A 14434-nucleotide genomic window follows, 5' to 3' on the forward strand; every position below is an offset into this window, starting at 1 on the left:
TAAACCATATTCGGTTTTAATCTGTCGCTATTTTAGCATGTTTTCCACAGTTTTTCTCGTTTCAGAATCTGCAGCCAAGATCGTCTCCAAATCGGGAGAGGCGATCGTTTTATGCGCCAGCATCGCCCGTTCAATGAATTCCTCAATTTGCAAAAAGCCGATTTGGCGGTTTAAGAACATTGCTACTGCCTGTTCATTAGCAGCATTCAAGACAGTTGTCATCGTGCCGCCTTCACGACCGGCGTCAAATGCCAGCTTCAACGCACGAAAGCGTTCGTAATCCATCGCCCGGAAATTCAATTGAGCGATTTCCGCGAGATCTAATCGTTTAGCAGACGGGCGCGGCAGGCGGTCCGGATAAGAAAGGGCATATTGGATCGGCACCCTCATATCCGGCGTGCCGAGTTGTGCCATGACACTCGTGTCCTGAAATTCGACCAACGAATGGATAATGCTTTCTCTATGCAGCAAGACATCGATATCGTCATAAGCAAAATCGAACAATACGTGCGCTTCAATGACTTCGAGCCCTTTATTCAGCATCGTCGCTGAGTCAATCGTGATCTTGGACCCCATTGACCAGTTCGGATGATTGAGCGCGTCTTCCACTGTGACATCAGCGAGCTCTTCGCGTGTCTTATCTCGGAAGCTTCCGCCAGAAGCGGTCAAAATCAGTCGGCTTGCCTGCTCGAGCTTTTCGCCATTGAGCGCTTGGAACAAAGCCGAATGTTCACTGTCTACCGGCAAGATGTCCGCTCCGTATTGCTTCGCGCTTTGCATAACCAGATGTCCAGCTGTCACGAGCGTTTCTTTATTGGCAATGGCGATCGTGCGGCCAAGTTTGATCGCTTCTAAAGTCGGCTCAAGTCCGACACTGCCGATCACTGCATTGACCAAAACATCCGCATCATAGGTCGAAGCATCAATTAGGCCTTGGCTGCCATGGACGAACTGAATGCCCGTAAATTCCTGCTGCAACTGCTTTGCATCTTCGGCGAGCTGAACGCAAACGATTTCCGGGCGAAATTCCTGTATCAGTTTTCGAGTAACTTCCATGTTTTTACCAGATGATAAACCGACAAGCGAAAATTCTTCGGGATGTTCCCGGATGATATCCGCTGTCTGGACGCCGATTGAACCAGTCGCCCCAAGTAATATGATTTTTTTCATCAATGAAACAATCCTCTCTTAAATAAAATGCAGGAAATGCAAAAGCGGCATAACAAACAGAATGCTGTCGAATCGGTCCAAAATGCCGCCATGCCCCGGCAGCATCTTTCCAGAATCCTTGACATTGAAATGGCGCTTTAATGCCGATTCCACCAAATCGCCCAACTGGCCAAAAATCGAAGCAACGATCGCCACAATGGCGACGAGTAGTAGCGACTGCTCCATACCAGCAAAATAGGCGAAAACTAAGCCGATGCCTATAGCCCATATGATGCCTCCGACAAACCCTTCAATGGTCTTGTTCGGCGAAATTTCAGGCCATAGCTTGCGTTTGCCGATTTTCCGGCCGGTAAAATAAGCGCCGGAATCGGTGAACCAAACGACCAGCAGCGCAAAAATTAACACTGCGAGGCCAGATTCTCTAGTTTCGATTAAGTAATAAAACCCTAAGCCCACATAAAGAGTACCCAAGATGGCGAACGCAGCGTCATCAAATGTAAAACTGTTTTTAACAACAACTGTATGTATGAGCAGCAAAATAACTGCCATGAAAACAAATTCCACTTTTAAATAACCAGTCCATTCGTATACTTCCTGAGACCAGTCACCCGGCAGCATAAAGGCATATAGGGCGACCAGAGAAATAAGGCCGGGCACACTCATGAGGCTCCGGCCTTTCATTTTAAGTAATTCTTGAAAACCGATTGTTGCAAGGACATATACCAAAAGAATAAACGGAATTCCGCCGATGATGACAAACGGAATGAATAAAGCAGCTGCTATAGCTCCTGTAATAATGCGTTGCTTCAATTTACTTCTTCCCCCTTCAAGCCACCAAATCGACGATTTCGTTTCTGATAAACTTCGAATGCTTCAAGCAAACAATCTTCACCAAAATCCGGCCATAAGGTATCGGTAAACCATAATTCCGTATAGGCCAATTGCCACAACATAAAATTGCTCAAACGAACCTCCCCGCTCGTCCGGATCAATAAATCGGGCTCCGGCAAATCGCTCGTCATCAGTCGGCTTGTAATCATCTCTTCGGAAATCTCCGATGGATCCAGCTCTCCTGCCTGGACTAGTGCCGCTAAGTTTTTGACAGTATCGACGATTTCCGCCCGGCTGCCGTAATTCAATGCAAAATTTAACACCAATCCATCGTTATGCTTGGTTGCTTCTTTCGCTTTTTTGATCGCTTGAAGCGTATGGGCTGGTAAATTGTCTGTATAGCCCATCATTTCCACGCGAACATTCTCCTCGATGAGTTCCGGCAAAAAGCTGGTGAGGAATTCTTCCGGCAAACGCATCAGAAAGTCGACTTCCATTTTCGGCCGTTTCCAGTTTTCTGTCGAAAAGGCATACAAAGTCAACACATCCACACCAAGGTGACTTGCAAGCTTGGTGATTTTACGGACTGTCTTCATGCCTTCGTGATGTCCGGCGATTCTCGGCATGGACCGCTTTTTAGCCCAGCGGCCATTGCCGTCCATAATGATCGCGACGTGAGACGGCACACCTGCACCCGCTACAGCCATTGCACGCTCACCGTATTCCACCACTACCGGCTCTATATTTCTCTTTAATAGTTTATTGAACATAATTAATCCTCCACTTGTAACCACTCGGAATGTCTATTGCTTATCATATCAAAAAAATGGCTGTTGTGCGTGAACTTTCAAGTCACTCCCAAAATTTTGGCATGAAAAAAAGCGTCCTGTTAAACAGGACGCCCAGAAACAGATGAAGTTCGCTTAAACTGCCATGATTTCAGTTTCTTTGTCTTTAGCCATGTCGTCGATCTTAGCGATATGCGTATTCGTCATATCTTGCACATCGTCCGAGTAGCCGCGCAAATCATCAACTGTGATTTCGCTCTTTTTCTCCAACTTTTTCAACTCGTCATTAGCATCGCGGCGAATGTTGCGGATACCCACTTTCGCCTCTTCCGCTTCTTTTTTCACTTGTTTAACCAAATCTTTGCGGCGCTCTTCTGTAAGAGCCGGGATCGCAAGACGGATAACATTGCCGTCATTTGAAGGGCTGAGCCCAAGATCTGATTTCATGATTGCTTTTTCGATTTCAGGCAATACCGTTTTGTCGTACGGCTGAATCATAATCAAGCGCGCTTCCGGTACGGAAATACCCGCTACTTGGTTGATCGGTGTTGGAGCACCATAATACTCGACTGTAATTTTGTCGAGCAATGATGGGGTTGCGCGCCCCGCTCGGATAGAAGCCAAATCACGCGAAAAAGCTTGAATGGCATTGCTCATTTTTGTTTTCGTGTCGTTCATGATTGTTTTTGGCATTATAATGTTCTCCTCACAACTGTCCCGATCTTTTCACCCAGAACAGCTCGTTTTATGTTTCCTTTTTCCATTATAGAGAATACTACGAGTGGAATATCATTGTCCATACATAATGTGGAAGCTGTCGAATCCATTACTTGAAGCCCTTGCTGGATGACATCGAAGTACGATAGTTCATCGTATTTGACTGCTTCAACATCGGTTTTCGGATCAGCGGAATAAACGCCGTCCACATTGTTTTTCGCCATCAAGATGACATCAGCCTCGATCTCTGCCGCCCGCAAGGCAGCCGTCGTATCTGTCGAGAAGTAAGGATTTCCGGTTCCGGCAGAGAAAATAACCACGCGTTTTTTCTCGAGGTGGCGAATGGCTCTTCTGCGGATATACGGCTCGGCGACTTGGCGCATTTCAATAGAAGACAATACGCGTGTTTCCACGTCTTGTTTCTCTAGAGAATCTTGCAAGGCCAGTGAGTTCATGACAGTTGCTAGCATGCCCATATAGTCTGCCGTTGCACGGTCCATGCCCATTTCCGAACCGACTTTGCCACGCCAGATGTTGCCACCGCCGACTACTACCGCTACTTCAACGCCGAGGTCTACAATTTCTTTTACTTGCGCCGCGACAGATTTGATGATTTCAGGGGAAAGACCGAAACCTTGTCCGCCTGCCATCGCTTCGCCACTTAATTTCAGTACAATGCGTTTGTATTTTGGAACACTCATCGGTACCCTCCGTTACACGTTTATTGAAAAACAGGGAACACAACATTGTGCTCCCCGAATGACTCATATAAAAGTTGAATTATTTTTTGTTGACTTGGCTCATAACTTCGTCAGCGAAGTTGTCTTCGCGTTTTTCAATGCCTTCGCCTACTTCGTAACGGATAAACTCTTTTACAGTGCCGCCAACAGATGCTGCGAAGTCGCGGACTTTCTGGTCAGAGTTTTTAACGAATGCTTGGTCAAGCAAGCAGATGTCTTCAAAGTATTTTCCAAGGCGGCCTTCAACCATTTTTTCAACGATTTTTTCTGGCTTGCCTTCGTTCAATGCTTGCTCAGTCAATACACTGCGCTCGCGCTCTACTTCGTCAGCAGAAACTTCGTCGCGTGAAATGTATTTCGGGTTTAGAGCAGCGATGTGCATAGCGATATCGCGTGCAGCTTGTGAATCAGAAGAACCTTCCAATACGACTAGAACGCCAATACGGCCGCCCATGTGCAAGTAAGGGCCAAAAGCATCGTTGTCCGCTTTCGTGCGGATTTCGAAGCGGCGCAATGTGATTTTTTCGCCGATTTTAGCGATAGCATTTGAGATGTGATCTGCTACTGACAAGCCGTTAGACATTGTCGAAGCATTCGCTTCGTCGATTGTTGCCGGTTTAGTTGCTAGCAAGTGTTCGCCGATTTCTCTGACCAAAGTTTGGAAACCTTCGTTTTTCGCAACGAAATCAGTTTCAGCGTTAACTTCGTAGATAACCGCTTCGTTTCCTTCTTCAAGGATTGAAGTGATTCCTTCAGCTGCAATGCGGTCTGCTTTTTTAGAAGCGCTTGACAATCCTTTTTCGCGAAGGAAGTCTAGTGCTGCGTCAATGTCACCGTCAGTTTGTACCAATGCTTTTTTGCAATCCATCATACCTGCGCCTGTTTTTTCGCGCAATTCTTTAACCATTTGAGCTGTAACTGCCATGATTAAGTTCCTCCTTCAATTTGTCTGTGTTTTCTCAAAAAAAGGTGATAAGTGGGGTTGGCCGCTTATCACCTGTAAACATTGCGAATTACTCAGCAGATTCTGCTGATACTTCTTCGTCTTCTTCTGGCTTAGCTTCAAGAAGAGCATCTGCCATTTTGCCAGTCAATAGTTTGACCGCACGGATTGCATCGTCGTTTGCAGGGATTACGTAATCGATTTCGTCCGGATCGCAGTTTGTGTCAACGATACCAACGATTGGAATGTTCAATTTCATAGCTTCTGCTACTGCAATGCGTTCTTTACGTGGGTCTACGACGAACATTACGTCTGGAAGACCGTTCATGTCACGGATACCGCCTAGGAATTTCTCCAAGCGTTCGTGTTGTTTTTTCAATTGGACTACTTCTTTTTTCGGAAGGACTTCGAAAGTGCCGTCTTCTTCCATGCGCTCGATCTGTTTCATGCGGTTAACACGTTTTTGGATCGTGCCGAAGTTTGTCAATGTACCACCCAACCAGCGTTGGTTGATGTAGTAGTTGCCAGAACGCTCTGCTTCTTCTTTGATCGCGTCCTGCGCTTGTTTTTTTGTTCCTACGAACAAAACTTTACCGCCTTCTTCGCCCACTTGTTTCATGAAGTTATAAGCTTCCTCAAGTTTACGGACCGTTTTTTGAAGGTCGATGATGTAGATGCCGTTACGTTCCACGAAGATGTATTTCTTCATTTTCGGGTTCCAGCGGCGAGTTTGGTGGCCAAAGTGAACACCAGCTTCAAGCAATTGTTTCATTGAGATTACTGCCATGATGTGTTTCCTCCTAATAGGTTTTTGTTTGCCTCCGCATTCTTCGCTTCTGAACCGTTACCCATTCAGGCACCAGCGGAACAGATCAGAATGCGTGTGTATTTAACACCATTTGAAATTATACCACGCTTCCACTTGTGACTGCAACTGATATTTTCAAAAACACCCACTTACCGACACTAACTATCTAGCGATCGCTTTTTTCATGCAAAAGCCGCCCCGGAACTATTGGATAGTCCGGGGCGGCGCATGAGATTAATTCATTTTCAATTGTTCGAGCTCTGCAAGGAATTTTGTATTCAATACTTTGATATACGTTCCTTTCATGCCGAGTGAACGGGATTCGATAACGCCAGCACTTTCAAGTTTACGAAGTGCGTTGACGATAACCGAACGCGTGATACCGACACGGTCCGCGATTTTAGAAGCGACAAGCAAGCCTTCGTTGCCGTCGAGTTCTTCAAAGATATGCTCGATTGCTTCAAGTTCGCTGTATGAAAGCGAGCTGATCGCCATTTGCACAACAGCTTTGCTGCGGGCTTCTTCTTCGATGCGGTCGCCTTTTTCACGGAGGATTTCCATGCCGACAACTGTCGCGCCGTATTCGCCAAGGATCAAGTCATCATCGCCGAACTCATCATTGACGCGGCCAAGCAATAATGTGCCAAGGCGTTCACCGCCGCCGATGATCGGAACGATTGTCGTCAAGCCGTTTTTGAATAGTTCGCGCTCTTCCACTGGGAAGATCGTGTGCTCGCTGTTCACATCCATGTTAGCGGACGTTTCTGTAACGTTCGAAAGATTTTGTGTGTATTCGACCGGGAATTGGCGTTCTTCGAGCATGTTCTTCATGCGCTCGTTTTCGATCTGCTGGTTGACAGCATAGCCAAGAACCTTCCCTTTGCGGCTGACGACGAAGACATTTGCTTCGATGACTTCGCTCAATGTTTCAGCCATGTCCTTAAAGTTAACCGGCTTGCCGGCTGCTGCTTGCAGCATAGAGTTAATGCGTCTTGTTTTTCCCAATAAATTCATAATAATGAACCTCCTACATGATTCGTACGTATTTCGCACCGTTTATTCAATATTCTAAAGGTTTTTACACTTTAATGAAACCAATATGACTCTTTCTACAAGATAAATTGTGACAAATCTTTATTTTTCGCCACATTTTCAAGCTTTTCGTTAACATACTGGGGGGTAATATCGATTTGAGCAGGTGAAATCTCAGATGCCTCAAATGATAAATCTTCCAATAAGCGTTCCAATATTGTATGAAGTCGGCGAGCGCCGATATTATCCGTCTGTTGATTTACTTCATAAGCAATTTCCGCAAGTCTGACGATTGACGCATCAGTAAAGTGTACCACAACTCCCTCTGTTTCGAGAAGAGCTTTATACTGATTGAGCAAGGAATGTTTCGGTTCTGTCAAAATCTTCACGAAATCATCTACTTCTAACTTGGTCAATTCGACACGAATTGGGAAACGGCCTTGTAATTCTGGGATTAAATCGGATGGTTTTGACATATGGAATGCCCCAGCTGCGACAAACAGCACATAATCTGTTTTCACCGCGCCGTATTTGGTCGTTACAGTGGAACCTTCGACAATTGGCAAAATATCGCGCTGAACGCCTTCTCTGGATACATCCGCAGAGGAACTGGAGTTTTTGCTTGCAATCTTGTCCATTTCATCGATAAAGATGATGCCGTGCTGTTCAGCGCGGCGGATCGCCTCCATCGATATTTCTTCGCTATCCACCAGCTTTTCCGATTCTTCTGCCGTCAACACGCGGCGTGCATCTTTCACTTGCATGCGGCGCTTTTTCTTTTTCTTCGGCATCAAAGAAGACAAGGCATCTTGCATGTTCTCGCCCATCTGCTCCATGCCCGAGCCTTGGAAAGCATCAAACATAGAAGCGTTATTTTCGGTCACTTCTACCGTCACCCATTCCTCTTCAAGCTTGCCGGCTTTCAAGTCAGCGGCAATTTCACGGCGCTTGACGCGCACTTCGACTTCCGCTTCCGGGTCTTCTTCTTCCTGTTCTTGCTTTTGGCCAAAGAACATTTCAAGTGGATTTTGCGCAGTCTGCTTTTTCTTCATCGACGGTGCCAGCAATTTTACGAGGCGGTCGTTGGCAGAGGATTCTGCGCGCTCTTTTACGGCTTCGTACTTTTCTTCTTTGACGATGCGCACAGAAGCTTCGACCAAATCACGTACCATCGATTCCACGTCGCGCCCGACATATCCAACTTCCGTGAACTTCGTCGCTTCAACTTTAATAAATGGTGCACCGGTCAATTTTGCAATGCGGCGCGCGATTTCCGTTTTTCCAACACCGGTCGGACCAATCATCAAAATATTCTTCGGGATGACTTCATCCTGCAGCTCTTCATCGAGGCGGCTGCGACGGTAGCGGTTGCGCAGCGCAATCGCAATCGATCGTTTGGCATCTTTTTGTCCAACGATGAAGCGGTCCAAGTGATCGGTAATCTGCCTCGGAGTCAAATCGGTTTGCGTTTTCATTCGGACAACTCCTCCATAATGATTTGATGATTTGTATAGACACAAATGTCCGCAGCCGTTTCAAGTGCGGATTGGGCGATTTCCCCTGCTGTCATATGATCGCCGGCATAAGTCTTCAACGCACGGCCTGCTGCGAGTGCGTAATTGCCGCCTGAGCCGATTGCCAGGATCCCATCATCGGGTTCGATGACTTCCCCGGTGCCCGATACCAATAAAAGTTCGTCTTTGTTCATGACGATGAGCATCGCTTCCAATTGGCGCAGCATTTTATCGCCTCGCCATTGCTTCGCGAGTTCGACTGCGGCGCGTTGCAGATTGCCGTTGAATTCAGTGAGCTTGCCTTCAAACATTTCAAACAGCGTAAAAGCGTCAGCTACAGAACCGGCAAACCCAGTCAATACTTCGTTGTTATAGAGCCGGCGAACTTTTTTTGCGGTATGCTTCATGACAACAGCATTACCGAATGTCACTTGGCCATCACCAGCCATTGCCGATTTGCCTTTATGTTTCACTGCAAAGATCGTGGTTGCATGAAATTCCTGCATGGTATTGGCTTCCTCCTTATGCCCTTGGATGGGACTTTAAATACGTATTGCGCAAATGGTCTTTCGTTACATGCGTATAGACTTGCGTAGAACTAAGATGTGTATGGCCCAGCAGCTCTTGGACTGTACGCATGTCCGCCCCATTGTTCAAAAGATGGGTCGCAAAAGTATGACGGATCATATGCGGATAGATCGACGAATTGAGCGACGCCTTTTTCATGCATTCATTCAAAATATGGCGAATGCCCCGGTCCGTCACTCCATCGCCCCGGCTGTTGACAAACAACATGTCATGCTCTTTCGACTTCATCAATCGAGGACGAGAACTATCGATATAAAGTTCCAGCGCCTCATGCGCAAATTGACCGTAGGGGATGTAACGCTCTTTTCTGCCTTTGCCTAGCACTTTGACGATATGCATATGGCGGTCTAAGTCTTTCATCTTGATCGATACGCATTCACTGACACGCATGCCGGTCGCATAAAGCAATTCGAGCATAGCACGATTGCGCAGCGATAATGCATCTTCACCTGTCAGTGAAGCAAATAGCTGCTCTAGCTCTTCCTCATAGAAAAACTGTGGCAGCCGCTCTTCTTTCTTCGGATGGAACAGCGAACGGAACGCGGCTTCGCTGAGTCCGAACTCGCGGTTGCCATAGCGGAAAAACGATCGGATGGCAGAAATTTTTCGCGAGATGGACGTTCTGGATAATTGGGCATCATATAATTTCGTTACATAATTTCGTGCATGAAGGTATTCGACTTCGTGCAGATCACTCACGCCTTCTTGTTCCAGGAACAGAAAAAAACCCTCCATATCCTGTAGGTACTGGTGGACAGTGTGGGCGGAATAATTCTTCTCCAATTGGATATAGCTCATAAACGATTCGAGCATTTGTTCTTTCATCATCTGGCACGCCGCCTTTCAGGCATTTAAAAAAGCCTCTAAAGTATACCAATACTTAGAGGCTTTTTTCAATTAAACCGTCACTGAATTCATATAATTTTGAATTGATTCAAGCGCACGGTTGGCGTGGCGTTCAGCACGCTCTTGTTTTGATTTGATGCGTTCACCTAAATCTGGGAATAAGCCGAAGTTAATGTTCATCGGTTGGAAGTTTTTCGAATCTGCTTCGGTGATGTAACGTGCCATGCTGCCAAGTGCCGTTTCTGCAGGCAAGACGACCAGCTCTTCACCTAGTGCAAGCTTCGCCGCATTGATGCCAGCTAATAAGCCGCTTCCTGCAGACTCCACATACCCTTCAACGCCTGTCATTTGGCCAGCGAAGAAAATATTCGAATCAGCTTTCAATTGATAGGTCGGTTTTAAGACATTCGGCGAATTGATAAACGTGTTGCGGTGCATCACACCATAGCGGACAATTTCCACGTTCTCAAGTCCCGGGATCATGCGCAAGATTTCTTTTTGCGCGCCCCATTTTAAATGAGTCTGGAACCCAACAATGTTATAAAGCGTCCCCGCTGCATCGTCTTGACGCAATTGCACGACCGCATATGGCCGTTCGCCGGTTTTCGGGTCTTCCAGGCCGACCGGTTTCATCGGGCCAAATGTCAAGGTTTTATCGCCTCTAGCAGCCATTACTTCAACAGGCATACAGCCTTCGAAATAGATTTCCTTCTCGAATTCTTTCAGCGGCACGACTTCCGCTTCAACTAATGCTGTGTGGAAGCGGCGGAACTCTTCTTCTGTCATCGGGCAATTCAAATAGGCAGCTTCGCCTTTATCATAACGCGATTTCAAATAGACTTTGTCCATGTCGATGCTGTCTTTCTCGACGATTGGTGCAGCCGCATCATAGAAATACAAGTATTCTTCTCCAGTCAACTTGCGGACTTTCTCAGCAAGTGCAGGGGATGTTAACGGTCCGGTTGCGATGATCGTGATACCCTCCGGAATTTCTGTCACTTCCTCGTTGATGACTTCAACGAGCGGGTGGTTGCGGACATTTTCTGTGACCATGCCAGCAAACTCATGACGGTCCACTGCAAGCGCGCCGCCAGCCGGTACCGACGCTTTGTCGGCTGCATCGATGATGACCGAATCCAGTTTGCGCATCTCTTCTTTGATGACACCGACCGCATTGGTCAATGAATTGGCACGCAACGAGTTGCTGCAAACCAGTTCTGCAAATTTATCTGTATGATGCGCCGGAGTCTGTTTTACCGGACGCATTTCATATAGTCTTACGTTGACGCCACGTTTGGCGATTTGCCATGCCGCTTCGCTTCCTGCAAGTCCGGCACCGATTACATTTACAATTTTCGTCATGATCAAACACCTCTATATGATTTATTGAACTTCTTCTTTGTAGTCACAAGCAGTACAGTTGATCTGCACGCCTTTTTTCACTTTCTTTTCGACCATCAAGCTGCTGCATTTCGGACAAGGCCGTTCGATTGGTTTGTCCCATGAAACGAATTCACATTCCGGGTAACGTTCGCAACCGTAGAATATGCGGCGTTTTTTGCTTTTCCGCTCCACGATCTCTCCTTCTTTACAAGTAGGGCATTTGACACCGATATGTTTGACGATCGCTTTTGTGTTGCGGCAATCCGGGAAGTTGCTGCAAGCCATGAACTTGCCGTAGCGCCCAAGTTTAAACACCATCGGCGAACCACATTCTTCGCAATCTTCTCCTGCAGGCTCATCTTTAATTTGAACTTTTTCCATTTCGTTTTCAGCCACTTCAAGGTCTTTTGCAAACTCTTTATAGAACACATCAATGATCGCTCGCCAATCGACTTCACTTTCTTCGATGCTATCCAAATCGTTTTCCATCTTCGCGGTAAACTCGATGTTCAAAATATCTGGGAAGAAATCATGCACCAATTGATGGACGATTTCACCGAGCTCAGTCGGGATAAACCGCTTGGCATCCAAAGCGACATAGCCGCGTTTTTGAATCGTATCCAAAGTTGGCGCGTAGGTCGATGGACGGCCTATGCCGAGCTCTTCTAAGGTACGCACTAGGCGTGCTTCCGTAAAGCGCGGAGGCGGTTGCGTGAAATGCTGGTTCGGCGTAATGTCGGTCGCTTTGACTTTATCGCCCTCCTTCATTTCCGGAAGGATATTGTCTTTCTCTTCTTTTTTATCGTCGGTCCCTTCAATGTAAAGCTTCATGAAACCAGGAAACTTCACTTGGGAACCATTGGCACGGAAAATGGCTTCGCCGTTTTGCAATTCTGCCATCACCGTATCGAGCACCGCCGGTGACATTTGACTTGCCACAAAACGGTCCCAAATCAATTTATACAAACGGTAAAGATCGCGAGACAAAATGCTCTTCAGCGATTCCGGCGTGCGGTGGACACTCGTCGGGCGGACCGCTTCGTGCGCATCTTGTGCTTTTTGAGATTGTTTCGCGGCAGGCTTCTGCGTAACGTACTCTTCGCCATACTTATCGAGAATATAACCGATTGTATCTTGCTTTGCCGATTCCGAAATTCGTGTCGAGTCGGTACGCATATACGTGATCAAACCGGTTACGCCTTCTTTTCCGACCGAAATCCCTTCATAAAGCTGCTGGGCAAGCATCATCGTTTTCTTGGCGCGGAAATTCAACTTACGCGCTGCTTCCTGTTGGAGAGAGGATGTGGTGAAAGACGGAGAAGGATTGCGTTTGCGCTCTTTCTTGACGACGCTTTTCACTAAGAAATCCTTGCCTTTCATTGTAGCCAATACAGCTTTGACATCTTCTTCAGTGGAAAGTTTCAACTTTTTCTCTGGCGTTCCATAAAATTGTGCCTCGAATACTTTCTTAGCCTTTTCAAACTCGCCCGTGATCGACCAATACTCTTCGGGTTCGAAATTTTTGATTTCGTTTTCGCGGTCAATGATGAGACCGAGTGCAACCGATTGAACACGGCCAGCCGACAAGCCTTTTTTGACTTTTTTCCACAGAATCGGGCTGATGCTATAGCCAACAAGACGGTCTAAAATTCGTCGAGCTTGTTGAGCGTCAACCAAATCCATGTCTAGTTTGCGCGGTTGCTTGAATGCGTCTTTTACTGCATCTTTCGTAATTTCGTTAAATACGACACGGCAGTCCGAATCGACATCTACTCCGAGCGCGTTCGCCAAATGCCAGGCGATTGCTTCTCCTTCTCTGTCAGGGTCAGCCGCGAGAAAGACTTTTTTCGCTTTTTTCGCTTCTTTTTTTAGGTCTTGTAAAATCGGGCCTTTACCGCGAATCGTGATATAGCGGGGCTCGTAATTGTTCTCGACATCTACCCCCATCTGGCTGCGCGGCAAATCGCGCAAATGGCCAAGAGAGGCTTTCACTTTATACTTTTTACCCAAATACCGTTCAATTGTCTTTGCCTTTGCGGGCGATTCGACAATCACCAAATAATCCGCCATTCATACTCCTCCTCATAGAGGTCTCTTCAAATTGTGTAAAGAATCACCTGATGCAAAATGTATAACAGTTTTTGGTTGATTGCAAGGTTTTTCGTCGAAGCGACTGTTTTCAGCTTCTTAATTGGCGGTATTCTTCAAGCACTTGACCCCCGTGCCACACCGGTTTTGCGCCTTCTGCAATTAATTTATGCGGACCGGCGGAAAGCGGGGAAAAGATATCTCCAGGAACAGTAAAGATATCTTTTCCATGGTCTAAGGCATGCTCAATCGTACTCAGTGTGCCACTTTTTACTTCCGCTTCCGTGACAATGATGCCTTTTGACAAGCCACTGATAATGCGATTGCGCATTGGGAAATTCCACTTTCGAGGTGGCATATACGGTGGATATTCGCTTAGCAGCAATTGAGTTTCTTCTATTATAAAGAACAACTCCTCGTTCATTTTCGGGTAGCGATGCAAGAAGCCGCTCCCTATGACAGCGATCGTTTTTCCGCCGGAATCGATCGCGCATTGATGCGCCATTGCATCGGCGCCTTTCGCCAATCCACTAACAACGACAAAGCCTTCTGCCAGTAAAGGCGGGAGTAATTCTTGTATGACCGATCGCGAATAGCCATGGGCTTTCCTAGAACCGATGACGGCTATTTTTTCAGGTGCTTCAAGTAAAGCGGAATCGCCTTTCAAATAAAGTACTGCAGGTGGATCAATCAACTCATGCAAAGAGGATGGAAAAAGAGGATGGCGGTAGGAAATGACGTGGATTTGCTGTTTGTTGTAAATTTCCATAAAGGGGGTGTTGACGTAGGTGAGGTATGAGCGCTTTAAGGCTATCGCCTTTTCCAGGGAGATTTGAAGCGTTTCCGAGAGATCGATAGGACTTCGACAATGCAGGTATTCAAGTTCTGGATCGTCCTTCATTAATGGGGCGATGCGGTTCAAAGCTTTAGGGTATACGTAATGCAAGGCTAGCAGGCGTTGCGTGAATTCTTCGTTCATGACAGTC

Annotated in this window: 14 protein-coding genes; all 14 read right to left on the reverse strand. The window is 46.7% G+C overall.

All coding sequences use genetic code 11. The annotated features are described in order from the left end of the window. Window positions 1-27 precede the first annotated feature (27 nt). The 14 genes from dxr to dprA all read right to left on the reverse strand — a co-directional run bounded on the left by dxr (window position 28) and on the right by dprA (window position 14427). On the reverse strand, window positions 28-1170 hold the full coding sequence (gene dxr / locus AY633_RS01660) for a 1-deoxy-D-xylulose-5-phosphate reductoisomerase (protein WP_068485956.1): 1143 nt from the start codon (window positions 1168-1170) through the stop codon (window positions 28-30). An 18-nt stretch (window positions 1171-1188) separates the two neighbouring features. After that, the gene (locus tag AY633_RS01665; RefSeq protein ID WP_068485958.1) at window positions 1189-1980 is read right to left on the reverse strand and encodes a phosphatidate cytidylyltransferase; all 792 of its coding nucleotides are present in this window, start codon (window positions 1978-1980) and stop codon (window positions 1189-1191) included. Continuing rightward, on the reverse strand, window positions 1977-2771 hold the full coding sequence (locus AY633_RS01670) for an isoprenyl transferase (RefSeq protein ID WP_068485960.1): 795 nt from the start codon (window positions 2769-2771) through the stop codon (window positions 1977-1979). The genes AY633_RS01665 and AY633_RS01670 overlap by 4 nt, the downstream gene beginning before the upstream one ends. 153 nt (window positions 2772-2924) lie before the next feature. After that, window positions 2925-3482: a ribosome recycling factor gene (gene frr, locus AY633_RS01675; RefSeq protein WP_068485962.1), complete on the reverse strand. Its 558-nt coding sequence runs from the start codon at window positions 3480-3482 to the stop codon at window positions 2925-2927. Continuing rightward, window positions 3482-4207, reverse strand: a complete 726-nt coding sequence (gene pyrH, locus AY633_RS01680) for a UMP kinase (RefSeq protein ID WP_068485964.1) — start codon at window positions 4205-4207, stop codon at window positions 3482-3484. The genes frr and pyrH overlap by 1 nt, the downstream gene beginning before the upstream one ends. 79 nt (window positions 4208-4286) lie before the next feature. Further along, on the reverse strand, window positions 4287-5171 hold the full coding sequence (gene tsf / locus AY633_RS01685; protein WP_068485966.1) for a translation elongation factor Ts: 885 nt from the start codon (window positions 5169-5171) through the stop codon (window positions 4287-4289). Window positions 5172-5259: 88 nt separating this feature from the next. Beyond that, complete coding sequence (rpsB, locus tag AY633_RS01690) at window positions 5260-5976, reverse strand: 30S ribosomal protein S2 (RefSeq protein ID WP_068485968.1); 717 nt, start codon at window positions 5974-5976, stop codon at window positions 5260-5262. 255 nt (window positions 5977-6231) lie between these two features. After that, entirely contained in the window at window positions 6232-7011 is a 780-nt protein-coding gene (gene codY / locus AY633_RS01695) for a GTP-sensing pleiotropic transcriptional regulator CodY (protein ID WP_068485970.1), read from the reverse strand. Window positions 7012-7106: 95 nt separating this feature from the next. Beyond that, window positions 7107-8504 (reverse strand): HslU--HslV peptidase ATPase subunit, encoded by a 1398-nt coding sequence (hslU, locus tag AY633_RS01700; RefSeq protein WP_068485973.1) that lies wholly within the window; start codon window positions 8502-8504, stop codon window positions 7107-7109. Further along, window positions 8501-9049: an ATP-dependent protease subunit HslV gene (gene hslV, locus AY633_RS01705; RefSeq protein ID WP_068462856.1), complete on the reverse strand. Its 549-nt coding sequence runs from the start codon at window positions 9047-9049 to the stop codon at window positions 8501-8503. Before hslV ends, hslU begins: the two co-directional genes overlap by 4 nt. Before the next feature lie 16 nt (window positions 9050-9065). After that, window positions 9066-9959 carry a tyrosine recombinase XerC gene (gene xerC / locus AY633_RS01710; RefSeq protein ID WP_068485975.1) on the reverse strand — a complete coding sequence of 298 codons (894 nt, stop codon included), beginning with the start codon at window positions 9957-9959 and terminating at the stop codon, window positions 9066-9068. Window positions 9960-10028: 69 nt separating this feature from the next. Beyond that, on the reverse strand, window positions 10029-11339 hold the full coding sequence (gene trmFO, locus AY633_RS01715; RefSeq protein WP_068462860.1) for an FADH(2)-oxidizing methylenetetrahydrofolate--tRNA-(uracil(54)-C(5))-methyltransferase TrmFO: 1311 nt from the start codon (window positions 11337-11339) through the stop codon (window positions 10029-10031). Window positions 11340-11360: 21 nt separating this feature from the next. Beyond that, a complete protein-coding gene (gene topA / locus AY633_RS01720) occupies window positions 11361-13430 on the reverse strand; it encodes a type I DNA topoisomerase (protein WP_068485977.1) in 2070 nt (689 codons plus the stop codon). A gap of 109 nt (window positions 13431-13539) precedes the next feature. Then, on the reverse strand, window positions 13540-14427 hold the full coding sequence (gene dprA, locus AY633_RS01725; RefSeq protein ID WP_068485979.1) for a DNA-processing protein DprA: 888 nt from the start codon (window positions 14425-14427) through the stop codon (window positions 13540-13542). Window positions 14428-14434 lie beyond the last annotated feature (7 nt).

This window comes from Planococcus maritimus (assembly GCF_001592825.1).
Lineage (GTDB): Bacteria > Bacillota > Bacilli > Bacillales_A > Planococcaceae > Planococcus > Planococcus maritimus_C.

What these genes read in the sequence shown, in the direction of transcription:
- dxr (WP_068485956.1), bottom strand. Translation starts at nt 1,170, where the DNA reads ATGAAAAAAATCATATTACTTGGGGCGACTGGTTCAATCGGCGTCCAG.
- AY633_RS01670 (WP_068485960.1), bottom strand. Translation starts at nt 2,771, where the DNA reads ATGTTCAATAAACTATTAAAGAGAAATATAGAGCCGGTAGTGGTGGAA.
- frr (WP_068485962.1), bottom strand. Translation starts at nt 3,482, where the DNA reads ATGCCAAAAACAATCATGAACGACACGAAAACAAAAATGAGCAATGCC.
- pyrH (WP_068485964.1), bottom strand. Translation starts at nt 4,207, where the DNA reads ATGAGTGTTCCAAAATACAAACGCATTGTACTGAAATTAAGTGGCGAA.
- tsf (WP_068485966.1), bottom strand. Translation starts at nt 5,171, where the DNA reads ATGGCAGTTACAGCTCAAATGGTTAAAGAATTGCGCGAAAAAACAGGC.
- rpsB (WP_068485968.1), bottom strand. Translation starts at nt 5,976, where the DNA reads ATGGCAGTAATCTCAATGAAACAATTGCTTGAAGCTGGTGTTCACTTT.
- codY (WP_068485970.1), bottom strand. Translation starts at nt 7,011, where the DNA reads ATGAATTTATTGGGAAAAACAAGACGCATTAACTCTATGCTGCAAGCA.
- hslU (WP_068485973.1), bottom strand. Translation starts at nt 8,504, where the DNA reads ATGAAAACGCAAACCGATTTGACTCCGAGGCAGATTACCGATCACTTG.
- hslV (WP_068462856.1), bottom strand. Translation starts at nt 9,049, where the DNA reads ATGCAGGAATTTCATGCAACCACGATCTTTGCAGTGAAACATAAAGGC.
- xerC (WP_068485975.1), bottom strand. Translation starts at nt 9,959, where the DNA reads ATGATGAAAGAACAAATGCTCGAATCGTTTATGAGCTATATCCAATTG.
- trmFO (WP_068462860.1), bottom strand. Translation starts at nt 11,339, where the DNA reads ATGACGAAAATTGTAAATGTAATCGGTGCCGGACTTGCAGGAAGCGAA.
- topA (WP_068485977.1), bottom strand. Translation starts at nt 13,430, where the DNA reads ATGGCGGATTATTTGGTGATTGTCGAATCGCCCGCAAAGGCAAAGACA.
- dprA (WP_068485979.1), bottom strand. Translation starts at nt 14,427, where the DNA reads ATGAACGAAGAATTCACGCAACGCCTGCTAGCCTTGCATTACGTATAC.